We start from the raw sequence: 24,252 nt of genomic DNA on the forward strand, positions 1-24,252 counted from the left end.
CCCATAACCACGGATATGGCTTTTACCCTTCCCATAGACCACGTCATGCCACAGGTGATCGACGCGCTGCGCAGCAGTGGCCGCGTTGTGTTGCAAGCGCCCCCCGGTGCGGGCAAGACCACCCGCGTCCCACTGGCAATGCTGGACGCAGGGCTGACCGCTGGCCGCATCCTGATGCTGGAACCGCGCCGCCTTGCCGCGCGTGCCGCCGCCGAACGCATGGCAGCGACACTGGGCGAAGAACCGGGGCAAACCGTGGGCTTTCGCGTGCGCGGTGCCAGCGCCATCAGCAAGGCCACGCGGATCGAGGTCGTGACCGAGGGCATCCTGACCCGCATGTTGCAAGACGACCCCGACCTGCCCGGTGTCGGTGCGGTTATCTTTGACGAATTCCACGAAAGGTCCCTCAATGCTGATCTGGGCCTCGCCCTGTGTCTGGAGGTCGCCGAGGCGCTGCGCGATGACCTGTTGATCGTCGCCATGTCCGCCACATTGGATGCTGGCCCCGTCGCCGCGCTGATGGCCGCCCCTGTTGTAACGTCCCAAGGGCGCAGTTTTCCGGTCACATCCAATTGGCTGGACCGCCCCATCGGCAAGCAACGGTTTGAACAGGCCGTTGCCGACTTGGTTGTGCATGCGCTCTCCACTGCCTCCGGCTCGGCGCTGGTCTTTTTGCCGGGCGAAGGCGAGATACGGCGGGTTGAGAGCGCGCTGACCGGACGGCTGCCCGCGGATTGCACGCTTGCTCCGCTGTTCGGCGCGATGGATTTCAAAGCGCAGCGCGCTGCGATTGCCCCCGCCAAAACGGGACGCAAAATTGTGCTGGCGACCTCTATCGCGGAAACCTCGCTGACCATTGAAGGGGTGCAAATCGTGGTGGACGGGGGTCGCGCACGGCGGGCGCAGTTCGATCCGTCTTCGGGCATGTCGCGGCTGGTCACCGACCGCGTGACCCGCGCCGAGGCGACGCAGCGCGCGGGCCGTGCGGGGCGTGTATCCGAAGGGACCGCGTTCAAGCTTTGGACACGCGGCGAGGAAGGTGCGCTTGCCGCCTACCCCCCCGCCGAGATCGAGGCGGGCGATCTATGTGCCTTTGCGTTGGAACTGGCGGTCTGGGGCGCACAGGCCAGCGATCTGAAATTTGTGACCCCGCCCCACGAAGGCCGTCTGGCCGAGGCGCAAAGTGTGCTGCATATGCTCGGGGCGCTGGATGCGACGGGCCGCATCACCGGCCATGGCCGCGTTTTGGCCAAGATGCCGTTGCACCCGCGACTGGCCCATATGGTTGCCAAGGGCGGACGCAGCGCCCCGACCCTTGCTGCGATCCTGTCGGAACGTGACCCTTTGCGCGGCGGCTCTGTCGATTTGGGGCTGCGTCTGGATGCAGTCGCGGGCAAACGTGTTCCCGCCGAGGTCAACCACGCCGCCCTTGCCCGCATCAAACAAGACGCCAAACGGCTGGCACGCGGCCAGACAGGCACCGGCCCCGACACGCTTGGGGTGCTCGCAGCGCTCGCCTATCCCGACAGAATCGCGCTGCGGCGCAAAGGGGACGCGCCGCGGTTTGTGATGTCCGGCGGCAAAGGCGCGATATTGCGCGATGGTGATCCCCTTGCGGGGGAACGTTTGCTGGTGGCGACCGACCTTGATGGCGACCCGCGCGAGGCGCGCATCCGTCAGGCCGCGCGCCTGTCCGACAGCGATCTGCGCGATACGTTCCCCGACCAGATTGCATGGCATCAGGTCTGCGTTTGGTCCCGACGCGAGGGCCGCGTGTTGGCGCGGCAGCACGAACGCTTTGGTGCGCTGGCGCTGGACGACAGGGCTTGGTCCGACGCGCCCGCCGAAGACATCGCAGACGCCATGCTGGACGGGGTGCGCCAGCTGGGGCTGATGCCGGGCAAGGCTGCGGCGCTGTTTTTGGCGCGGGCGCGGCTGATGGGCGACGGTTTTCCCGATTTCAGCGAGGATCATCTGCTCGAGACATTGGAGGACTGGCTGCCGGGGCATCTGACAGGCGTGCGCAGCACCGCCGACTGGAAGGCGTTCGACCTGCTGCCCGCCCTGACGGCACGGCTAAGCTGGGACGACCAGCAGGCGCTCGACCGGGCCGCCCCTGCGCATTTCACCACCCCGTTGGGCCGCAAGATCGCGATTGATTACAGTGCCGCGCACCCCCAGATCGCCCTGCGCCTGCAAGAGGTCTTTGGCACGACGCGCCACCCGATGATCGCAGGCCAGCCCTTACAGGTCACGCTTTTGTCGCCCGCGCAGCGTCCAGTGCAGGTCACGACCGATTTGCCGGGGTTCTGGACGGGGTCCTATGCCGATGTGCGCAAGGATATGCGCGCCCGCTATCCGCGTCACCCCTGGCCCGAAGATCCGACGCAGGCCGACCCGACGCTGCGGGTCAAGCCACGCGGCACCTAAGCTGCAGGTTTTGTCGCGGCGTGGCCAGCAAGGACCAGCAGCCCGCCCGCGATCGCCCAGTTCTTGACAAAGATCGACATCTGCCACGGATCATCAGGGATAAAGTGAAACACGCTCGTCCCCATACAATACAGCGCCAGCGCAAAGCTCATCGGGGCAAGCCATAGTCCGAACACGAGGCTAAGAGCGGCCACCCCGTTAAACACCATCGCTGGCCAAACCAGCAAAACGGGCAAACCGCGCTCTGCCAACAAGGCTTGCGCCGCAGCGGGATCAACGAGCTTTTGCACACACCCCGCAACAAAAAGGGCCGCCAAAAGCAGGCGGCCCACGTAAATCACAATCGACGACACCTTCGACATCAGGCGGCGGCAGGCGCAAAGGTCATGGCCAGACCGTTGATGCAGTGACGTTTGCCAGTGGGTGCGGGACCGTCGTCAAACACATGCCCCAGATGCCCGCCACAACGATCGCAGTGGACCTCGGTACGCGTGGTGAACAGCCCGCGGTCGGGCATCGTTTCGACGGCATCGTTCAGCGGCGCAAAGAAGCTGGGCCAGCCGGTGCCACTTTTGAACTTGGTCTTCGAGCTATAAAGCGCCTGATCACACCCCTTGCAGTGGAAAACACCTGCGCGGACCTCGTCGTTCAGCGGGCTGGTAAACGCGCGTTCGGTATCACCGTCACGCAGGACCGCATAAGCATCGTCGCCCAGCTGTGCGCGCCATTGATCGGGCGTTCGGCTGACGTCGAACCTTCCCTCTGCCACCGTGCCCGCCTGCGCCGCGGCCCCTACGCCAAACGGAGAAAGCGCTACGGTCAGTGTTGTGCATTTCAAAAAATTCCGGCGTTTCATAGTGCCCCCTTAAGGTTGCGTCTGTGCGATTAGAACTGTGTGTCTGTTGAAAGGGCCGCCGGATGTTGCGCAGGGCGCAGTCATCCGGCGGTACTCGTTACCTGACACAAAGGTGCCGTTACTGGATAAACCCGTTGGCGGAACACAAGGTTCCGCGACAACAAACTTGTTACCAAACCACGCCAAACAAAAACGGCGCGGACCCTCAGCGACATGGGCGCGTTGCCTGTGTCGACCTGAGTTGATGAGATACACGGAAGACGGAAATAAGAAGTTTCGCTGCGAACGAAAAAAATCGCAGCTTTTAGTAAACTTTCTTGAAAACCGTTTATAAACAGAAGTTTCGCCCGCCCTAAAGCGCGCGAAACCCGAGTACATACAGTGGTTAGCCCGTTAAATGCGGGTCATAGTTCAGACATGGCACCTGCGGCCAGCACAGCGCCGGTAGGTGCACCCGTGGGCGAGCCGCCGATCGGTTCGTCCGAAATAGCAAGCGTGATTTGTGCGGCGCGACTGCGTAGTTCTGCCGGTACAAGAATCCGTGTCGTTTCACTGTCTGGCAAGACACCCAGCGATACAGGGGCCTGATCCGGCAAAATCGCCCAAACTTCAAACTCGCGGCCCGGAATGGGCTCGCCCGCGACGCGGCGCAGCGCGATCTCGTGCTTGACGGGTTCGATGACGGCCAACATTTCAAGCGGGCTGCTCTCACTGACCAGCTGCGCCGCCAGAACGATCGGCTGACCATCAGGTCGCGTGTTGGCCTCAAGCAGTTGCACCCCAAGGTAGCCCGCGAAAAGCAGCGATGCCATCGCCACACCTTGCCATAGCCACAGGCGCTGCAGGATCGTCACCCGCTGTTTCGGGAAGACCTGTGCCATCAGCTTTTTCTTAATCCGCGCAGGCGGTGCGACAGGGTCAATCCCGTCCGTCATCGCGGTCATGCGTTCCTGCCAGAACACAACGCGGTCAGCGAAATCGCGTTCGGTTCCAATGCGGCGGCTGGCAGCGATCATATCATCGTCAGAGGACAGACCCAGCACCATTTCAGCGGCGAGCAGATCGTCATCGGGTATTTCAGGCGTTTGGGTCATTGGCTCATACACTCCCGCAGGGCGATCAGGCCACGGCGCAGCCATGTGCGCATCGTGTTCAGCGGGACACCAAAGCGTTCGGCCAGATCCGAATAGGTATCGCCGTCCAGATAGGCCCCGCGAATGGCGCTGCCGCGGTCTTCTTCTAGCGTATCAAGACACCCCGAAAGGCGCGACGCCTCGGACGAGGCCACGGCATATTGTTCCGGCGTGGGACCGGGCGACACAAGTTCAAAGCCGGGCGTGTTCACATCCTGATGGCCTTTTTTACGCGCGCGCAGCCGGTCAATCGACGTATTCTGCGCAATCGTAATCAACCACGTCATCGGGCTAAGACCATTGGCGTTGTACTTGTCGGCATTGTTCCAGATTTTGACAAAACTGTCTTGCATGGCGTCCTCTGCTGCGGCGCGTTTGTTCAACACACGCAGACAAACCCCGAAAAGTTTCGCAGAAACGCGATCATACAGTTGGTCAAAAGCCGCGCGGTCGTTCAATGCGACACGGGCAATCAAGTTTTCGATCTCTTGTCGGTCCATTTGCACGGGCCATCTCTCCACCAGAACGTGTTTTCAGCGTTACGCCGAAACCTACGGCACTCACTACATTTGTCCAGCACAGCATTAACATCGGACAGCTTTGTGTACCCCAGCTTCAGCAGTTTGGCCAATGCGTAATCGGTTCGCCGGCCCGAGGCCTCAGAAATGGATGCCCATGTTCACAAGCTATGGACGCAGCGCAATCTTGCGCGTTTAGTCGGGCCATGGCTGGCCAGCGGCGCATCGCGCCAAGGCTGCTTGCAAGTCACGAAAGGAGCATCGCAATGCCGCACCCGACACACCACACCTACGACGTTGTCATCATTGGCGGCGCGATCTTTGGATCGTCGGTCGCATGGTGGCTGACGCAGATGGCCGGTTTTGACGGTAAGGTTCTGGTGGTTGAGCGCGACCCGACCTATGAATTTGCGGCCACCAGCCATACCAACAGCTGCATCCGGCAGCAGTTCAGTTCAGCAATTAACGTGCGAGTGTCGCAGTTCGGGGCCGAATTCATCAAGAACTTCCGCCGGTTTATGGGCGATGATCCAGAGGTGCCGCATCTGGCGCTGCAAAGCTTTGGCTATCTTTACCTCGCTGACACGCCCGAGTTCGCAAAGACGCTGCAGCAGAACCAGAAAATCCAAATGGCATTGGGGGCGGGCACGCAACACATGACCCCCGCCGAGGTCGCCGCCGCTTATCCTTTCTACCAGCTTGATGACATTCTAGCCGCCAATCACAACCGTGTGGACGAAGGCTATTTTGACGGCGGCACCATGTTTGACTGGTTCAAACGCATGGCCCGCCGCAACGGGGTGGAATATCTGTACGACGAAGTGACTGCGATGACGAAAGCCGCCGATGGCAAATCCGTCACACATGTGACGCTGAAATCCGGCGCGACCGTGGCCTGCGGGACCGTGGTCAATGCCTCTGGTCCGCGGGCGGCTGCGACGGCGGGCATGGCCGGGATCACCCTGCCGGTCGAGCCGCGCAAACGCTATACCTTTGTGTTCGATGCCGCCAAGCCGCTGGACCGCGACCTGCCGCTGACGATCGACCCCTCGGGCGTGCATTTCAGAACCGAAGGGAAATACTATATGGCCGGTTGCCCCCCGCACGAGGACCCTGCCGTGGCCTATGACGACTTCGCCTTTGACCACAGCCTGTGGGAAGACAAGGTCTGGCCCGCCATCGCGACCCGTATCCCGCAGTTCGATCAGGTCAAAGTCATCAACGAATGGGTCGGGCATTACGATTACAACACGCTGGACCAGAACGCGATTGTCGGCCCCCACAGCGTGGTCGAGAATTTCCTGTGTCTGAACGGCTTCTCTGGTCACGGGCTACAGCAGGCCCCTGCGTTGGGGCGCGGGATCGCTGAATGGATCGCCTATGGCGCATACCGCACGCTGGACCTGAATCCCTATGCCTACCGCCGGATCGAGCAAAACCAGTCGCTGATCGAAAAAGCGGTGATTTGATCCGCCTGCCTCAATGACTTACCCATGCCGAGCAACACCCCTTTGCATCGGCCCATACCATCGCACAGCCGCGCAAAATGACAGTGGAAGGAAGACAACATGATGAAGAAACTGGTTCTGACAGGGGCCGCAGGGCGGCTTGGGTCCTATCTGCGCGAACCCCTGTCCAAGATGTGCCAAGAACTGGTGAGCACCGACATCGTCGATGATATCGGCACGCTCTATGAAGGCGAGAGCTATGCCAAGGCTGATGTCGCCGTCTATGACCAGATCGCGCCGCTGCTGGAAGGCGCTGATATGGTTGTCCACTTTGGCGCAATCGTTGACGAAAAACCGTTCGAGGAACTGCTGGGGCCGAATTTTGTCGGGTCTTACAACGTCTGGGAAGCGGCCTATCAGCACGGGTTGCAACGGGTCGTCTATGCCTCGTCCATCCACGCCGTGGGCATGCACAAGAAATCCGATTTCATCGGCATCGACGCGCCCCACAAACCCGATACGTTCTACGGCCTTGCCAAATGCTTTAGCGAAAACCTTGCGTCGATGTATTGGGACAAACGCGGGCTAGAGGCCGTGTGCCTGCGTATCCTCAGCTGCGCACAGGTCAACAACACCCGCGCCCTTGGGTCTTGGCTGTCCTATGACGATCTGATCCAGCTGGTCACCCGTGCCGTTGATACGCCGTCGGTCGGCTTTAGCGTTGTCTACGGCGTGTCCAACAACGACCGCGCCCCAGTGGACAATGCCAAAGCGTCTTTCCTCGGTTACCGCCCGAAAGACAACGCGGAACAGTTCGCTGCAGAAATCCTTGCCCAAGCACCACCGGTCGATCTGAAAGACCCCGGCCAGATGCACCACGGCGGCCCCTTTGCCGCCGTTGATCTGGGCGAAAGCGGCGTGGCGTCGATGAACATCGTCAACGACAAGAAAACCACCTGAGGCCTTAAAAACGGGGCGGCTGATTGCCTGCTGCCCCGTGCTCCACGCGTCCAGCGACCGCTGAGCGATCAACGCATGACAAAACGCCAGCCCCTGTTTCACGTGGCACGAGCGGCACCGCAAGCTACGGCCTGAAGTGCGCCGCGCGAAAACTATGTACCGCGTCGGGGAACGAATCGAGGTCCCTTTCGCTAACGTAAGGGCAAGTGGCATACCACTTGACGGCACGCACCACCGCACCTACCTACCGACCGTCGGTTTGTAAGGTTGATCATGAACACCACAGAGCAAAAGCAGAAACCCAGCGTGCCCAAGCGGCAGCGTATGGCACCGAACGAGCGTCGCGCGCATATTCTGAACGCGGCGCAATCGCTGTTTTTTGCCCATGGCTGGGACAACGTGACCATCGCAGATGTGCTAAAACAGGCGGGCATTTCCAAGGGCGGATTTTACCACCACTTCACCGCCAAGGAAGATTTGCTTGACGGTATCGTGCAGCATTTCACCGGCGAGGCTTTGAAAACCGCGCAGGCCGTGCGGGCCGCAGCAAAAGGGGGCGCGCTGGACAGTTTCAACGCGTTTCTAGCCGAGACGAACCGCTGGAAAGTTCAGCAAGGCGCGCAGCTCAAGTTCTTTATTGATATGATGCTACGTCCCGGAAACGAGATGCTGTCGCACCGGATCACCGCATCGGTCGATGCAATTGCCCTGCCCGTATTGCACGACATTATTTCTCATGGGGTCGATGAAGGTGCCTTTGACGTGCCTGACATAAACCTCGTCGCGGGAACGATCATCGCCATGTCGCACGACCGGCGCAAGGCGCTTCAAAGCGCGGTGCAGACGGCTCAGGCGGGCGACATTGCAGAGGCCACGACCCGTCTGAATGATCGCATGACCGCCGAAGCTGCGCTTATGGATAGGATGCTCGGCCTGCCGCAGGGCAGTATCATGCTGTCTAAACCCTCTGATTACCGGCTGATGCTGGAGGCGATCGTGCACGCATAGCACGCCCTTGCGCCCCCATCGCCGCATTACCCCATCGCCGAATGTGACACCCGCCGCGATCACATCAGTCGGCACTGCATAGGAACGACATAGATGAACGAGACACTTAAAACCGACCGCCAGACGCTTCGCTTTGAAAGCGATGCGGGCTCTAGCCGCTCCCGCTGGGTTGCAGGCGGGCTTGCGGTCGCTATCATCGGGTGGATGGGCAGCGGGTATATCCTGCCGTCCGAAAGTGCAGAGCCCGTCGCCAAGTCCGCGACACCGGTCAAGGCCGTCTCGGTTGCGGTGCGCCAGTCTCTGGCACAGCAAATCGAACAGGTGTTCGTGGCCGAAGGTCAGGCCCTGCCCGACCGCGACACCGCGATCCGCGCCGAGATTTCCGGCCAGATCAAAGAGGTATTGGTCGCCAAAGGGGCCGATCTTGAGGCCGGACAGGTCATCGCGCGCTTTGATACGACCACGCGCCAATCCGACCTCACCCGTGCCGAAGAAGAGCTGAACCGCGCGCAACGTGAATTCGACAATGCCCAAGCGCTGCTGAACCGCGGCGTGTCCACCGTGGATCGGGTCGCACAGGCCCAAGCCACGCTAGCCGCCGCCCAAGCAGGTGTTGCCTCGGCGCAGGACGCCATTGAAAATACCGAAGTCCGCGCCCCCTTTGCCGGACGCCTAGAGGCGTTGGACATCAACGAGGGCGAGATTGTGCAAAACGCCAGTGACATTGGCCGCATCGTGGACAACACGCCCCTGTCGATCCGCATCCAAATCCCACAGCAATCGCTACAAGATATCAAGGTCGGTCAAACCGCCGAAGTGTCCTTTATCACCGGCATAACCAGCACCGGCACCGTGTCGTTTGTCGGCACCAGTGCCAATGCCGAAACCCGCACCTTTACCGCCGATATCGACGTGCCCAACGCCGACGGCACGATCCCCGCCGGCATCAGCGCGCAGCTGCGCATTCCCACGGGCACGTTGACCGCGCATTTCGTGTCGCCTGCGATCCTGTCGCTGGATACCGACGGGACGCTTGGGATCAAGACGGTGGAGGGGGCCAATAAGGTCACCTTCCACGAGGTCGCCATCGTGCGCGCGCAAACCGATGGCATCTGGATTTCGGGCCTGCCGGAAACCGCCCAGATCATCACCATCGGTCAGGGGTTTGTGAATGACGGCGAAACCGTTGATCCCACAATCCAGAACGACGACGCGAAGAATGACGATACCCCTGCGCAGCCCCCCGTTACCGCCGCGTCGAAGGCAAAGACCCCCGCCAAGGGCAACGGCCAGATCATCGGCGGCGACGTCGGCGCAGCGCCAGCCGGTAGCACACAGGAAGCCAAACAATGAACGCTCTGATCCAGGCGGCCTTCAGCCGCTCGCGGGTGGTGGTCATGGCCCTGCTTATGATCCTCACCGTCGGGGCCTATGCCTATGTGTCGATCCCCAAGGAAAGTTCTCCGGAGATTCCGATCCCGATTTTCTATGTGTCCACCGTGCTTGATGGTATCTCTCCCCAGGATGCCGAACGGCTGCTGGTCGAACCGCTAGAGACAGAGCTCAGCGCGATCACGGGGCTCAAGCAGATGACCAGCAACGCGGGCGAAGGTTATGCCAGCGTACAGCTTGAATTCGAACCGGGCTTCGATTCCGAAGCGGCGCTGGACAAGGTCAAGGAAGGCGTGGACCGCGCCCAACCGGACCTGCCCGAAGACGCCACCGACCCCACTGTGACCGAAATCAACACGGCGCTTTTCCCGATCCTGACGGTGATCCTGTCCGGCCCTGTGCCCGAACGCACGCTCAACACGCTGTCCGAAGACCTTTCGGACCGTATCGAAGGGCTGCAAGGCGTGCTTGAAGTCGATGTTGGCGGGGCCCGTACCGAGCTGCTGGAAGTCCTGATCGACCCCACCGTGTTCGAGACCTATAACATCAGCTTCGAAGAGCTGATCGGTCAGATCAACCGCAACAACCGCCTGATTGCCGCTGGTGCCATCGAAAACGGCGCGGGCCGTATCGTGCTGAAAGTCCCGGGTCTGATCGAGGATGTCAAAGATGTTATGGCCCTGCCCGTCAAAGTGCGTGGCGATACGGTGGTGACCTTTGCCGATGTGGCCACGATCCGGCGCACCTTCGAAGACCCCACCGGCTTTGCCCGCATTGACGGCCAACCCGCGCTGGCGCTTGAAATCAAGAAACGGTCCGGTTCCAACATTATCGAAACGGTTGCAGCCGTGCGCGCGCTGATCGAAGAGGCCAGCGCCGACTGGCCCGAAAACGTGACAGTCGACTATATGCAGGACGAAAGCGAGCAGGTGGAAACCATGCTCAGCGATCTGGAGGCGAATGTGATCGCCGCCGTCATCCTCGTGATGATCGTAATCGTTTGGGCGCTTGGGATACGGTCTGCGCTGCTGGTGGGTCTTGCGATCCCCGGTGCGTTTCTAGCGGGTGTGACCGCACTGCTGGTCATGGGCTACACAATGAACCTTGTGGTGCTGTTCTCGCTGATCCTCGTGGTGGGGATGCTGGTGGATGGTGCCATCGTGACGACTGAACTGGCCGACCGGCGGCTGCAAGAAGGGGATACACCCAAAGCAGCCTACCGCTTTGCCGCTGAACGCATGGCATGGCCGATCATCGCGTCCACCGCGACCACGCTATCGGTGTTCTTCCCGCTGCTGTTCTGGACCGGTACCGTTGGCGAATTCATGAAGTTCCTGCCGATCACCGTGATCCTGACCCTAACCGCGTCGCTGTTCATGGCGCTGGTTTTTATCCCCGTGGTTGGCGGATTGATCGGCAAGAAGCCCCCGCAATCGGCGGCAGCGAAACAGGCGCTATATGCGGCCGAAAACGGGGACCCCCGTACGCTTGGGGGGTTCACTGGCGGCTACGTCCGTGTGCTGCAATTCGCGATCCTGCGTCCCTGGGCAACGCTGATCATGGCGGTGACCTTTCTGCTAGCGAGTTTCGGTGCCTATGGCCAATTTGGCAACGGCATCAGCTTTTTCCCGTCGGTAGAGCCGGACTTTGCCCAAGTACAAGTCCGTGCGCGGGACAACTTTTCGATCTTTGAAAAAGACGCGCTGGTGCGGCAGGTCGAGGAACGTTTGTTCGACTATGATGAAATCGCATCGGTCTATGCGCGTTCGGGCGGGGGCAATCAGGATGCGGCTGACCTGATCGGCACCATCCAGATCGAGTTTACCGAGTGGGACACCCGACGCACTGCCGCCGAGATTGGCGAGGATATCCGTATCGATATGGCCACTATCCCCGGGATCAATGTGCAGGTTCAAACGGCCTCTAGCGGGCCGTCGGCGGGTAAGCCGATCAATCTGCGGGTCCGGTCAAGCAACCCGGACGCGCAGGCCGCTGCGGTCGAGAGCATTCGTTTGGCGATGGACAGGATTGGCGGGTTCACCGATGTCACCGACACACGCCCCCTGCCCGGCGTCGAATGGCGGCTGGCCGTCAACCGCTCAGAAGCTGCGCGTTTCGGGGCCGATATCTCGACCTTGGGGCAAGCGGTGCAACTGCTGACCCGTGGCATTACCGTGGCGGATTACCGCCCCGATGATGCAGACGGATCGGTCGATATCAACGTGCGCTTCCCATCGCAGGAACGCACCCTGGAAGAGCTGCAATCCCTGCGCGTGCCCACCTCTGCGGGACTGGTCCCGATCTCGAACTTCGTGACCTTCGAGCCAGCCCCGCGCAGTGGCACCATCACCCGTGTGGACCAGCGCCGCGTCATCACGATCGAGGCGAATGTGGCACCGAATGTGTTGGTTAACGATCAGGTGGTCGCGCTACAGGCCGCGATTGACGGAATGGACCTGCCGTCGGGCGTCGAAGCGTCTTTTGCGGGTGAAGCACAGGACCAGCAGGATTCGATGATCTTCCTCGTCGGGGCCTTTGCGACTGCGATATTCTTGATGTTCGTCATCCTCGTGGTCCAGTTCAACAGCTTCTACCAAGCCTTTGTGGTGATGAGCGCGATCGTCTTTTCGGTGACCGGTGTGCTGTTCGGACTGATCCTCACAGGCCGCCCGTTTGGCGTCGTGATGGGCGGTATCGGGGTGATTGCGCTGGCCGGTATCGTGGTGAACAATAACATCGTCCTGATCGACACCTATAACGACCTCAAGAAGACGGGCCTGTCCCCGCTTGAGGCAGCGCTGCGCACCGGCGCACAGCGTTTGCGGCCCGTGGTGCTGACATCTGTGACCACCGCGCTTGGGCTGTTACCCATGGTGATCGGCGTGAACCTGAACTTCTTCACCCGAGAGATCGTTTATGGCGCGCCCTCGACGCAGTGGTGGACCGAGCTGAGTTCGGCCATTGCCGGCGGGTTGGTGATTGCAACGGTGCTGACCTTGATCGTCACCCCTGCCATGTTGATGCTGGGCGAAAAGAAAGCGCAGCGCGCCCAGCCGGCGGGCAGCGCGGCCTAAGCCGCAGCCCCCGCCATCCGGTCGAACATGTCCTGCACCGCGACCTGTGCCAGCTCGGCGCAGTTCGGCAGGCCTTGGGAGAACGGATGCTGCGTCAGGATTTGCGGCATCGCGAGGCAATAGATTGCGCCGCGATCCTGCGCTGGCACATCCAGCCGGAACGGGATTTTCAGATTGTCCTTGGCCGACAACCCCTTGGTCAACGTCGGGAAAGGCAGCTTGCCCAAAGGTGCCGCCGCCTGCCCGCGTGCGTCGATCATCGCGTCAAAGCGTAGCTCGCCGTCCAGCGTTTGCGCGCAGACGCCGCCGTCATGGGTGTTGCGGAACGAAGATTCCTCACCCGTTGGCACGATCCGCAGCACACCCGCATCATACAGCGCCAACACCCGCTTGACCGAAATATGCGGGATCGCGGCATAGCAATCACCGAAGACCGGCATCAGCTTGTCATAGAACCGTGCGCGGTCGTCCTGCGTCAGATGTTCAAGGATCAGGTCAAAGTTCTCGTGCCCGCGCAGCAAGACATATCGGTGCGGCTGGGTCTCCTTGTTGCGCATCGTAGCCACCGCGCTGTTCAACGTATCGCGCAACGCCCGAAGCCCCCCCATCGTCACACGGTGATCGAAATAGGCTTCGGCAAAGCCATCAATCGTCTGCCCCTGCGGGCCAAGTGTTTCGATATACTCGGGGGCATCGGCGTTCAGCTCTGCCATCAGCAGATCAAACACCCGTTGCAGCAGCCCGTCTGACCCTTTGGCAATCTCTGCCGCTAACGCCTCTGCATTGATATGGCGCAGCGGCGCGTAGGGATAGGGGTAGAAGAAGTCCGGCTCTGGCATGATGCCTTTATGCGATACCATCGTGATCAGCGGCACGTTGCTATCGGTTTTGGGGAACCAGCGCACATCGTCGCCTTTATGAATGAAGGTCCCGTGGGTTTGGCCCAGCGTCACAATCACATCAATCGCCGACAAGGACGACCCGAGGATGCCAATCTCTCCGGCGGGCAGTGCGGTGATGTTGGTATAGGGCCAAGGCGACACAAGATCAGCCTCGCCAATATGCGGAGACGCGGGCCAGTCATGGCCTGTCGCGATGACCACCTCGTCAAACTCCGCTGTCTGACTGTCGCCGGCGGCTGTGAAGTGCAGACGCGCGCCCGTTGCCAGCGGTTCGATATCTGTCACCTCGTGACGTGGATAAAGCCGTATGTCATGCCCCGCCGTGCGTCCCGCCTCGCACAGATCAAGAAACGCATCACTAAAGAACGCACCCAGCAACACCCGTGGGTAAAAGTCGCGCGCGTCAATCTCGTCCCGCGTCAGCCCCAAGCCGCGCAGGGCGTCGTCGTCCTGTTCATGCAACCATGTGACCAGACCGCGGGTGATCGGGGGGATCTCGCGGCTGAAGGCGTTACAATACATGTAATCCGCGTTCATGCCCGACCGATACGGCATCCCGCAGCCCATCTCTTGTTCTTTGTCGTAGATCGACAGGCACAGCGGCGTTTCGCTCTTGATCAATTCCTTGACCGTATAGATCGCCATCGGCCCCGCCCCGATGATCGCAATGTTCTTGGCGCTTTTCATTGGTTTTCCATCTCTCAAAAGGCAGCCCTCGCGATATGTCTGGCTGACTGACTATTTAAACCGTCACGGCAGAAAGCAATGTGGTACAAGCAAAAGACCTGCTGTCGCGGGGCTGGCCGTGCCCTCGTCCCAAGAAAATCTTGAGCATGGTGACAATGCGGCCTAAGCAATTTGCAGTTCTCTCCAACCATTGGTCCCCCCATGAGCAACCTGTTCCACCGTGATCTGAACGCCGATCTGCCCCGTATCGTTTCCGCCCAAGGCAATTATCTGATCGATGACACCGGCAAGCGGTATCTGGACGCCTGTGGCGGGGCTGCGGTGTCCTGCCTTGGCCATGATCACCCCACCGTTCGGGCCGCCATCAAGGCGCAGGTCGACACGCTTGCCTTTGCCCATACAGGGGCCTTTACCAACCAACCTGCCGAAGACCTCGCCAAATTTCTGATCGACCGCGCCCCCGAGGGCACCGGTCAGGGCCGCGTGATGTTTCTGGGCAGCGGGTCCGAAGCGATGGAGGCCGCGCTTAAGCTTGCCCGCCAGTACCACGTGGAACGCGGCGACACCGCGCGCAGCAAGGTTATCGCGCGCAAGCCCAGCTATCACGGGAACACGCTGGCCGCGCTGGCCACAGGGGGGCACGCCGGACGCCGCGCCCCGTTCGCGCCCCTATTGATCGACGTCAGCCATATCGATGCGGCCTATGACTACCGCATGCGGAACGAGGGCGAATCCGAGGGCGATTTCGCCCTGCGCATGGCCAACCTGCTGGACGCCGAGATCCGCGCCCTAGGGCCTGAAACCGTGATGGCCTTTGTGGCAGAGCCTATCGTCGGGGCGTCGCTTGGCTCACAGCCCGCCCCTGCCGGATATTTCAAACGCATCCGCGAGATATGCGACGCGCATGGTGTGCTTTACATCGCGGACGAAGTGATGTGCGGCATGGGGCGCACCGGCACATTGTTCGCACTAGAGCAAGAAGGCATTGCCGCCGACATCACCACCACCGCCAAGGGATTGGGGGCAGGTTATCAGCCCATCGCCGCCGTCATGGCCGCGCAAAAGGTAACGTCCGTCATCGAACAGGGCAGCGGTAAGCTGTGGAACGGGCACACCTATATGTCGCACGCCATCGCCACCGCCGGCGCGTTGGCTGTGCAGAGGGTCATTGAAAATGATGATCTGCTCGCCCGTGTCCGCGAGCTGGGGGCGCAACTGCACGCCGCGCTCACCGGCCGTTTCAAAGATAACCCTCACGTGGGCGACATCCGAGGTCGCGGCCTGTTCTGGAGCATCGAACTCGTCGCCAACCGCGCCGACAAAGCCCCCTTCCGCGCCGCTGACGCCATCGCCCCCCGCATTGGTGCCGCCGCACAAGCACGTGGCATGATGGTCTACCCCTCGCAAGGCTGCGCCGATGGCACAAACGGGGACCACGTGCTCCTCGCGCCCGCCTATACCTCATCCCCGCAAGAGATAGATATCATCGTCCAAACCCTCGCAGACGCTGTCGCAGACGTTATTACGCCGTAGCCCCCGAGCCGTGGCGGCACCCGCATTACTCCAACGGTCGAGCCCGCCTTACCGGTCAAAGCGAAAGGGCGATATCGATGGCTACCGTCTATTGAAACGCGTCCTCACTGAACCAGCGCACAAAGGCGTCCACAGAGACAGAGGGTCGGCCCCGTTCAGGCACGAGAGCATAGTGGCGTTCTTCCGGTCTAAGGCGGGGCAGCTCCAGTTCAACCAAACGGCCATCCGCAAGGGGGCGGTCCAGAAGGCCGGTCCAGCCAAGAAGAACGCCCTGTCCTGCCATGGCCGCATAGGCCGCGTCCGAATAGCTGGTAAAGTTCAACCCTGCTTTGACAGACGGCTTGGTCACCCCGATCCGCGACAACCATTGCGACCAGTTGAGCCAGCTTGGCTCCGGCGCGTCGCTTTCGATCAGCGCCACATCCCTCTGGTGCATCAGCTCGTCAATCGAGACACCCGCAATCCGTGCCGCGATCTCGGGGGCGCACACTGGCACGACCGTTTCTCGCAGCGATCCGACGATCGACATGCCGTCAAACGGGGGCCTACCATACCGGATGGCCATGTCGATCGTCCGATCAAGCGGGGCGCGCCAATCATCCTCTGAAATGACCCGTACACCGATCTGCGGCGCGGTTGCACGGAAGGAGGACAAGATCGGCAAAAGGCGGAAATGCGCAAACGCGACGGACACGCTGACGGTCAAATCGATGTGGGTTGTGCGCAGTTCGGCAATGGCATCGGCGATCCCGTCGAACCCGCCTTTCACCGCATCATGAAGCGATTTGCCACCGACGGTCAGGCGGACGCGACGATTCGCGCGCTCGAACAGCGCGAGGCCAAGATCCGTCTCGAGCGCGGCGATCTGGCGGCTGACGGCGGCCTGGCTCACGCCAAGCTCTGCCGCCGCCTGCGTAAAGCTTTCACGTCGACCTGCCGCTTCGAATGCCACAAGCGCGGTTAGGGAAGGCACACTGCGTCGGATGGGATGGGGCATTGCACTCTCCGGAAAACGACATGCGATCCATAACTTGACCGTATGGATTGGCGTTCATTTGTGCGGTTGTCGGTTTCCCCTGTCAAGCGCAGCATAGCATACACGAAACCCCGCGACGCGGCGCGTCTGACGCCGAGGAGGCATAATGCTGGATCATGGTTCCCCCCGCACGCAAGACATCGCTGCCCTGCTCGCTTCACGCCGTGCGGGCCATAGCCTTCCCGCGGCTCTTTATACGTCGGCAGCGGTTTGGCAGGCGGATTGCGACGCGATATTCGGGCGGCACTGGATTGCCGTGGGCGTGACCTGTGATGTGCCCGAAGCGGGCGATGTCATGGCCGTCGATATCGGGCCTGTATCGATCGTGATCCTGCGCGATGACGACGACATGCTGCGCGCCTTTCACAACGTGTGCGCGCATCGCGGTGCGCGTCTGGTGCCACCGGGCCGGTCGGTGGTTGGCAAGCTCGTCTGCCCCTATCACCAATGGACCTACGATCTTGACGGGGCGCTGGCGCGGGCACCGCATATGGGCATCGATTTCGACCGGTCCCTCCATCACCTCAAGCCCGTCGCTCTGCGCGATATAGGGGGGCTTTTATATGCCTGTCTTTCGGATGATCCCCCCGAAGATATCGCGCAGTTGGCGGCGGTGGTTGAACCGCGTCTGGCAGCCTATGATCTTCGCAACGCCAAGGTCGCCTTTGAACAGGACCTCATCGAGGAAGGGAACTGGAAGCTGACGATGGAGAACAACCGCGAGTGCTACCATTGCGCGTCGAACCATCCCCAGCTCAGCCTGTCCTTCCACGCCGCGGATTTCGGCTATGACCCGGAGGGGCTGACCGATACCGAAAAGGCCGAGGCGAATGCGCTTCTGGACGCCTATGCCAGCTATGAAAAATACTGGCGCGACGAGGATATGCCCTTCGAGGCGGTAGAGCATACCGTCGGCTGGCCCACCAACTTCCGTACGCAGCGCTTGATTATCGCAGGGCTTGGCGAAAGCCAGACACCGGACACCCGCGCCGCCGTGCAGATACCTTTGGGCCAGGCGCACAGACCGTGGATGGGCGATGTACATCTGTGGGGGATCAATTCCTGGAACCACGTGATGTCTGATCATGCCGTCGTCTTCACCGCCTTCCCGCTCGGGCCAGACAGGACATTGGTGCGCACAAAGTGGCTGGTCCATGCAGACGCAGTCGAGGGCGAGGACTACGACCTTGAAACGCTTACCGCGGTCTGGAAAACAACGAATGCCGAAGACGCGCATCTGGTCGGGCTGGCCCATCGGGGTGCATGCTCGCCCGGGTATCGGCCCGGGCCCTATTCGCCCTACACCGAGCGTGCGCTGGACGAATTCGCGGGCTGGTACGTCGCCCGTATGCGGGCAAGCGGGTACGGAATATGACCGAGGTAGATCTCGCAGATTGGGGTGCACGGCGGCGGCGGCGGTTCGCCCCTGACCGCTGGGGCAAGCTGGTGTGCCGCGCGGTCTGGGACGAAACAGCGGACATGCGCAGTTTCTTTCTGACGCCGCAGGACGGCAGCCGGATCGAACACGCCTCCGGTCAGTTCATGACGTTTCGCATTGATACGCCAGAGGGTCGAATAGAGCGGTGCTATACCATCGCTTCGTCTGCCGCGCGCGACGGCGGGATAGAGATCACGATCAAGCGACAGGCAGGACCGGGTGCGCGCAGGCTTCACGAGATGCTGGTGCCGGGCGCAGAGATAGAAGCCCTCGGCCCGTCTGGCCGCTTTGGTCCGGCCACTTGGCACGGGTCGGCCTATGCGCTGATGGCGGCTGGCAGTGGTATCACACCGATGCTGTCCATCCTGCGCACCGCCGCTGACCGGGGGTTGGACCTGGATGTCGTGCTGTTGCAGGTCGTGTCGACGCCGCAGGACCTTGTGGCGCTGGCCGAGCTTGACGGTCTCGCGCGCCGGCTGCCCCGGTTGGTGCATCTCCCCACGATCACCCGCGGCCCCGGCGGCATGCGTCCTGATGCCGATTTTCTGACCCGTGTCATGCCGGACCTCGCAACGCGCACAGTGCTATGTTGCGGGCCCCAGCCTTTCATGGAGATGGTGCGCGCCGCTGCACAGGCCGCAGGCGTCCCCGATGACCGCTACGGCGAGGAAAGCTTTGATTTCTCTGCCCCCCCACCCGAGGCTCTTGGCGGGGGTGATACGCCGCGCCGGACCGTGACCTTTGCGCGGACGGGCCACGCGTTCGAATGTGCTGAAACCACCACGATCCTTGCTGCAGTCAAGCAGGCAGGGCTGCCACTGCCGTCTTCTTGCGCACGCGGCATGTGCGGCACCTGCAAAACGTTCAAACACGCGGGCGAGGTCGTCATGGCCCACGAAGGCGGCATCCGCCAGCGCGAGATCGACCGCGGTTTCATCCTTCCCTGTGTCAGCCGCCCGCTGACCGACATCATCCTCGATTGCTAAAGAAAGTCCCCGCCATGAAAGACCACGTCACCACCGACCCGCTGCTTCAGCCTTATACGCTCAAGCATCTGACGCTGAAAAACCGGGTGATGACCACAAGCCACGAACCGGCCTACCCCGAGGACGGCATGCCAAAGGCCCGATATCGCCTCTATCACGAGGAACGGGCGAAGGGCGGGGTGGCGCTGGCAATGACCGCTGGCTCCGCTGCCGTCAGTCGCGACAGCCCGCCGGTTTTCAACAATATCCTCGCCTATCGCGACGAGGTCGTGCCTTGGATCCGCGAACTGACCGATGCCCTGCACGAACACGGCTGCGCGGCGATGATCCAGCTGACGCATCTGGGACGCCGCACCAACTGGAACAAAGGGGATTGGCTGCCCTCGATTTCGGCAGGCCCGGACCGTGAACCCGCACACCGCGCTTTTCCCAAGATGATGGAGGATTGGGATATCGAGCGCGTGATCGAAGACTATGCAACCGCCGCCGAACGGATGCAGGCCGGTGGCATGGACGGGATCGAAATTCAGGCCTACGGCCATCTGATGGACCAGTTCTGGTCTCCACTGTCGAACAAGCTTAGCGGTCCCTACGGCGCGGATACGCTGGAAAACCGGCTTCGCTTTACGACCGATGTGCTGGACGCCGTGCGCAAACGTGTCGGGCCGGAATTTATTGTTGGCATCCGCTATACCGCCGACGAGGTTCAGGCGGGCGGCATCACCGCCGAAGAAGGGATCGAAATTTCAAAACTGCTGCGTGATACAGGGCAGGTCGATTTTCTGAATGTCATTCGGGGCCGTATCCATACCGATCCGGCGATGACGGATGTCATCCCGATCCAGGGCATGCCCTCGGCGCCGCATCTGGATTTCGCCGGAGAGGTCCGGCGCGCGACGGGCATGCCGACCTTCCACGCCGCCAAGATCCAGGATGTCGCGACCGCGCGTCACGCCATCGCCTCGGGCTTGCTGGACATGGTGGGCATGACCCGCGCGCATATGGCTGACCCCCATATTGTGCGCAAGATCAAGGAGGGCCGTGAACATGATATCCGCCCTTGCGTCGGGGCGAATTACTGCCTTGACCGTATCTATCAGGGGGGCGAAGCCCTGTGCATCCACAACCCCGCGACAGGCCGGGAGCTTTCCCTGCCCCACATCATCAAACCCGCTGCCGACCGTCGCAAGATCGTTATCGTCGGTGCGGGCCCCGCGGGGTTGGAAGCCGCACGCGTCGCCAGCGCGCGCGGGCATGAGGTCGTTGTGCTCGAGGCCGCCAACCGTGCCGGCGGGCAGCTCCTTTTGACAGCGCGCACAAAGCGACGGGCCGAGATGATGCAGATCGTCGACTGGCGCGTTGCACAATGCGAAGCTGGCGGCGTTGACCTGCGCTATAATCTATATGCCGAGGCAGCGGACGTGCTGGCCGAAAGCCCTGACGTCGTGATCATTGCCACCGGCGGCATGGCCAACACCACCCTCTATGAAGGGGACACGCCAGATCACGTCGTATCGGCCTGGGATATATTATCGGGTGATGTAAAACCGGCTGGATCCCTGTTAATCTACGACGAAGCGGGCGACCACAGCGGGCTGCAAGCCGCCGAGATGGCCGTCGACGCGGGCTGCACCGTCGAAATCATGACCCCAGATCGCACCTTTGCACCCGAAGTCATGGCGATGAACCTTGTGCCCTACATGCGCAATCTGCAACGTGATGAGGTGACCTTCACCGTCACCAAACGGCTGCGCGGGGTTCTCAAAGACGGCAACCGGCTGCGCGCGATCATCGGGACCGATTATTCCGACAAGCTGGCGCAAGCGGACTACGACCAGATTGTCGTGAACTATGGCACAATGCCGCTTGATGCGCTTTACCACGACCTGCGGCCGTCCTCGTCGAATGGCGGCGCGATCGATCAAGCGGCCTTTTTGGCCATCCAACCGCAGACAACGGTCCGCAATACGCAAGGCACGTTCCAGCTTTTCCGTATCGGGGACGCCGTCTCTGCCCGCAACACCCACGCGGCGATCTACGACGCGCTACGTTTGATGACCGCCGTTTAACTCCTAGGGCCGATTGGGGACATTCATTCAGAACGCGGCCTTGGCAAGGAAGGGTCTGGCCGGACATGCGCAATGTTTGCACAGCAGATCAATGCGACGTAGGACTGAGACAGGCGGCGCCCATAGACAGCTGCCTCAGAAATCACGCCCCGTGAAAGGCCCTGATGATGTTACCACAACGTATAAGGGATCACCTTTGTAAGATGGCCCAGGACGCGCTTCCCGTCACGTATCAGGCACTGGCAAAGACCCTTGGGCTTTCGCCGCCAAATACCATCCACCAGCTTACTGTGGCCCTCGAATGCCTGATAGCAGAAGATGTTGCCGCCGGTCACCCATTGATCTCAGCACTTGTGATCAGCAAGGCAAGAGGCGGCATACCGGCCCCCGGCTTTTTCGAATGCGCCAAGCGCCATGGGCGTTTTGAAGGCGATCCGTTAGGCCCCGAAGCGTCCGACTTTTATGCGGCTGAATTCACTGAAGCTGTCAGATTTTGGTGCTCATTATCGGCGAATTGAACGGCCCCCTGCGAACCGAGGCCAAGAAACAGGCACCTGTACCTGCCGCGGTTCGATACCGCTTGACCTGCCCCCCGAAACTTCCCTCAGTTTAATGTAGAGTTTGCTCAACCTTCGAAGGAGCAAACAGATGCGACAGAGCCGTTTTACTGAAGCCCAAATTATCGGAATGATCAAAGAACAGGAAGCTGGCATGCCGACGGCAGAGGTGTGCCGCAGGCATGGCTTGAGTCCCGCGTCGTTCTACAAGTTCAAAGCCAAATATGGTGGCATGAACGTTTCTGATACTCATCGCCTTAGATCGCTGGAGGATGAGAACGCCAAGCTGAAGCGCCTTCTGGCGGACACGATGTTGGACAATGTTGTGTTGAAGGATTTGCTGGGAAAGAACTGACGACACCGAATGTGCGACGGGCCGCAGCACGCAAGGCAATGCGAGACCATGATATCTCGCAGCGCCGGGCGTGCAGGCTTGTCGGTGTCGATCCCAAGACCGTCCGGCGCGATCAGTCACCGGATAATCCAGAAGTTCGCGAAGAGATGAAAGCGATTGCCAGCAAGCGACGGCGCTTTGGCTACCGCCGGATCGGTGTGCTGCTGGAACGCAAGGGAAGGATCATGAACCACAAGAAACTGTATCGCCTTTATACTGAAGAAAAGCTGGGCGTTAGACGGCGCAGGGGCCGCAAGCGTGCGCGTGGCTCGCGGACACCAATGCCGGTTGCTTTGCGTCCTGGCGAGCGTTGGTCCTTAGATTTTGTGTCGGATACGTTCGGCGCGTCACGCAAGTTCCGCATGCTGGCTGTAAACGACGATTGTTGCCGCGAGAACCTCTGCTTGGTGGCTGACACCAGCATCTCGGGCGCTCGTGTCGCGCGGGAACTTGACGCGCTTGTCCGTATTTATGGAAAGCCTGCCTGCATTGTCAGTGATAACGGCACGGAGTTTACCAGTCGTGCGATCCTAAAATGGGCCGGTGATAACGACGTTGATTGGCATTACATCGACCCCGGCAAACCCCAGCAGAATGGCTTCATAGAAAGCTTCAATGGCAGCCTGCGCGACGAGCTGTTGAATGAGGAAATCTTCGATACGTTGGATGACGCCCGTCGCAAGCTGGCACTCTGGCGATACGACTACAACAACGTCAGGCCGCACTCATCGCTTGGGAACCAAACACCGGCAGAAGCTCGTCGAGCGCTTGAGCAATTTGAGGGCTCCGCGCAAGACGCGCTTGCCCAAACTGACGACGAAGAATATGAAACCCAGACCCGCAAACTCTCGTTATGAATGAGGGAGCCTCGGGGGGCAGGTCACCGCCTTTGATAGCAACGGCACCAAAGGAGACTGACTATGGGACTGAAACGGACGGGCGAATTGCGGCAACATGCGGTGCGGATTGCCCTGACCCGCGGGCCAAGCTCACCCCACTTGATGAAACGTCAAGCGGCCTCTGGCGACTGCCGCTGCGATGGCGCGGGAGGATGGAGCGTCAGATACCAGAAAATCGACGTCCGACAGTGAGCCGAGATTCACCAGACCGCGGTGCCCGAACTTGCTGCTGTCCACGGCAAGCAAGACTTTTTGCGATCGTCTCATGGCTGAGCGCACCGTCTCTACCTCGGCCTGATCATCGTCGCCAAGATCACCGTCGTCGTCGACGCCGGAGACTGACAGGATTGCCAAGTCGAACTTGAAACCCGTGATGAATGACTGCGACTGCTCTTGGAAAATGCCGCCATCTACTTGACGCACAAAGCCCCCCGGGACGGCGATGGTGAAATCAGTCACTTCACTGAGGTAGGCGGCGATACGCAAGCTATAGCTGACCACGCGCAGGTTGCGACGTCGTACAAGGGCACGCGCAACGGCCTCGCAGGTGGTACCCGTGTCAAGAAAGAGCGACGCGCCGTCTTCGACAAGGTCCGCCACACATGTGCCAATCTGCTCCTTGGCCTGTGCGTTGCGGATGCGCCGATTACGTAACTCGCTTGGTTCAACGGAATTCGAAATCATCGCGCCACCGTGTAGACGCCGCAGTTTGCCAAGGCTCTCCAGTTCCATGATGTCGCGGCGTGCGGTTTGCTGGGTCACGGCAAACCGGCTCGCCACCTCGTCCAGTGATATGTAGCGCTGAGCCTCAAGTTGTTTCAATAACAGGCGCTGTCTGTGGCTCTTTTTGTCTTCACCGTCCATGTCAGTGGGCACCCATCTCAACCTTGTCTTCAGGTTTTATCGCCTGCAGACCGTTCATTTTCAATCAA

Annotated in this window: 19 protein-coding genes; 12 read left to right on the forward strand and 7 right to left on the reverse strand. The window is 60.9% G+C overall.

What is annotated here, in order from left to right; translation table 11 throughout:
* The first annotated feature begins 15 nt into the window (after positions 1 to 15).
* A complete protein-coding gene (gene hrpB / locus E5180_RS09850) occupies positions 16 to 2,430 on the forward strand; it encodes an ATP-dependent helicase HrpB (protein WP_138924226.1) in 2,415 nt (804 codons plus the stop codon).
* On the opposite strand, the gene E5180_RS09855 is transcribed toward hrpB, so the two are convergent.
* From E5180_RS09855 to E5180_RS09870, 4 genes are all read right to left on the reverse strand, one after another.
* A complete protein-coding gene (locus E5180_RS09855; RefSeq protein ID WP_138924227.1) occupies positions 2,427 to 2,792 on the reverse strand; it encodes a DoxX family protein in 366 nt (121 codons plus the stop codon). The genes hrpB and E5180_RS09855 overlap by 4 nt on opposite strands.
* Positions 2,792 to 3,286 (reverse strand): peptide-methionine (R)-S-oxide reductase MsrB, encoded by a 495-nt coding sequence (msrB, locus tag E5180_RS09860; protein WP_138924228.1) that lies wholly within the window; start codon positions 3,284 to 3,286, stop codon positions 2,792 to 2,794. The genes E5180_RS09855 and msrB overlap by 1 nt, the downstream gene beginning before the upstream one ends.
* Before the next feature lie 404 nt (positions 3,287 to 3,690).
* A complete protein-coding gene (locus E5180_RS09865) occupies positions 3,691 to 4,380 on the reverse strand; it encodes an anti-sigma factor (RefSeq protein WP_138924229.1) in 690 nt (229 codons plus the stop codon).
* Complete coding sequence (locus E5180_RS09870) at positions 4,377 to 4,919, reverse strand: sigma-70 family RNA polymerase sigma factor (RefSeq protein WP_138924230.1); 543 nt, start codon at positions 4,917 to 4,919, stop codon at positions 4,377 to 4,379. The genes E5180_RS09865 and E5180_RS09870 overlap by 4 nt, the downstream gene beginning before the upstream one ends.
* Positions 4,920 to 5,203: 284 nt before the next feature.
* Between E5180_RS09870 and E5180_RS09875 the strand changes: the two genes are divergently transcribed.
* From E5180_RS09875 to E5180_RS09895, 5 genes are all read left to right on the forward strand, one after another.
* On the forward strand, positions 5,204 to 6,406 hold the full coding sequence (locus E5180_RS09875; protein WP_138924231.1) for an NAD(P)/FAD-dependent oxidoreductase: 1,203 nt from the start codon (positions 5,204 to 5,206) through the stop codon (positions 6,404 to 6,406).
* A 102-nt stretch (positions 6,407 to 6,508) separates the two neighbouring features.
* Positions 6,509 to 7,345, forward strand: a complete 837-nt coding sequence (locus E5180_RS09880) for an NAD-dependent epimerase/dehydratase family protein (RefSeq protein WP_171048979.1) — start codon at positions 6,509 to 6,511, stop codon at positions 7,343 to 7,345.
* A gap of 273 nt (positions 7,346 to 7,618) precedes the next feature.
* Complete coding sequence (locus E5180_RS09885) at positions 7,619 to 8,353, forward strand: TetR/AcrR family transcriptional regulator (protein WP_138924233.1); 735 nt, start codon at positions 7,619 to 7,621, stop codon at positions 8,351 to 8,353.
* Positions 8,354 to 8,446: 93 nt separating this feature from the next.
* Positions 8,447 to 9,706, forward strand: coding sequence for an efflux RND transporter periplasmic adaptor subunit (locus E5180_RS09890; RefSeq protein ID WP_138924234.1), 1,260 nt, complete (start codon positions 8,447 to 8,449; stop codon positions 9,704 to 9,706).
* Positions 9,703 to 12,819 carry an efflux RND transporter permease subunit gene (locus E5180_RS09895; protein ID WP_138924235.1) on the forward strand — a complete coding sequence of 1,039 codons (3,117 nt, stop codon included), beginning with the start codon at positions 9,703 to 9,705 and terminating at the stop codon, positions 12,817 to 12,819. The genes E5180_RS09890 and E5180_RS09895 overlap by 4 nt, the downstream gene beginning before the upstream one ends.
* Here the strand turns inward: E5180_RS09895 and E5180_RS09900 are convergent.
* Positions 12,816 to 14,408: an FAD/NAD(P)-binding protein gene (locus tag E5180_RS09900; RefSeq protein WP_138924236.1), complete on the reverse strand. Its 1,593-nt coding sequence runs from the start codon at positions 14,406 to 14,408 to the stop codon at positions 12,816 to 12,818. The two genes, E5180_RS09895 and E5180_RS09900, sit on opposite strands and share 4 nt — an antisense overlap.
* A 201-nt stretch (positions 14,409 to 14,609) precedes the next feature.
* On the opposite strand from E5180_RS09900, the gene E5180_RS09905 reads away from it, so the two are divergent.
* Positions 14,610 to 15,941, forward strand: a complete 1,332-nt coding sequence (locus tag E5180_RS09905; RefSeq protein ID WP_138924237.1) for an aspartate aminotransferase family protein — start codon at positions 14,610 to 14,612, stop codon at positions 15,939 to 15,941.
* A gap of 88 nt (positions 15,942 to 16,029) precedes the next feature.
* Here the strand turns inward: E5180_RS09905 and E5180_RS09910 are convergent, their stop codons facing one another.
* Positions 16,030 to 16,938: a LysR substrate-binding domain-containing protein gene (locus tag E5180_RS09910; protein ID WP_138924238.1), complete on the reverse strand. Its 909-nt coding sequence runs from the start codon at positions 16,936 to 16,938 to the stop codon at positions 16,030 to 16,032.
* 145 nt (positions 16,939 to 17,083) lie between these two features.
* Here E5180_RS09910 and E5180_RS09915 point away from each other — a divergent pair, with 145 nt between their 5' ends.
* From E5180_RS09915 to E5180_RS09935, 5 genes are all read left to right on the forward strand, one after another.
* Positions 17,084 to 18,352: an aromatic ring-hydroxylating oxygenase subunit alpha gene (locus E5180_RS09915; protein WP_138924239.1), complete on the forward strand. Its 1,269-nt coding sequence runs from the start codon at positions 17,084 to 17,086 to the stop codon at positions 18,350 to 18,352.
* Positions 18,349 to 19,401, forward strand: a complete 1,053-nt coding sequence (locus E5180_RS09920) for a flavin reductase family protein (protein ID WP_171048937.1) — start codon at positions 18,349 to 18,351, stop codon at positions 19,399 to 19,401. The genes E5180_RS09915 and E5180_RS09920 overlap by 4 nt, the downstream gene beginning before the upstream one ends.
* Before the next feature lie 14 nt (positions 19,402 to 19,415).
* Positions 19,416 to 21,470, forward strand: a complete 2,055-nt coding sequence (locus E5180_RS09925) for an NADH:flavin oxidoreductase (protein ID WP_138924241.1) — start codon at positions 19,416 to 19,418, stop codon at positions 21,468 to 21,470.
* A 203-nt stretch (positions 21,471 to 21,673) separates the two neighbouring features.
* Positions 21,674 to 21,988 (forward strand): hypothetical protein, encoded by a 315-nt coding sequence (locus E5180_RS09930; protein WP_254700453.1) that lies wholly within the window; start codon positions 21,674 to 21,676, stop codon positions 21,986 to 21,988.
* 130 nt (positions 21,989 to 22,118) lie between these two features.
* Positions 22,119 to 23,278 (forward strand): IS3 family transposase gene (locus tag E5180_RS09935; protein ID WP_138922942.1). Its coding sequence is split into 2 segments (ribosomal slippage): positions 22,119 to 22,368 and positions 22,368 to 23,278, totalling 1,161 coding nucleotides; the frame shifts between segments, so codons are not numbered across the junction.
* Positions 23,279 to 23,410: 132 nt separating this feature from the next.
* Here E5180_RS09935 and E5180_RS09940 read toward each other — a convergent pair.
* On the reverse strand, positions 23,411 to 24,184 hold the full coding sequence (locus E5180_RS09940) for a DeoR/GlpR family DNA-binding transcription regulator (RefSeq protein WP_138924243.1): 774 nt from the start codon (positions 24,182 to 24,184) through the stop codon (positions 23,411 to 23,413).
* Between the last annotated feature and the right edge of the window lie 68 nt (positions 24,185 to 24,252).

This window comes from Sulfitobacter sp. BSw21498, from assembly GCF_006064855.1.
Taxonomy (GTDB): domain Bacteria; phylum Pseudomonadota; class Alphaproteobacteria; order Rhodobacterales; family Rhodobacteraceae; genus Sulfitobacter.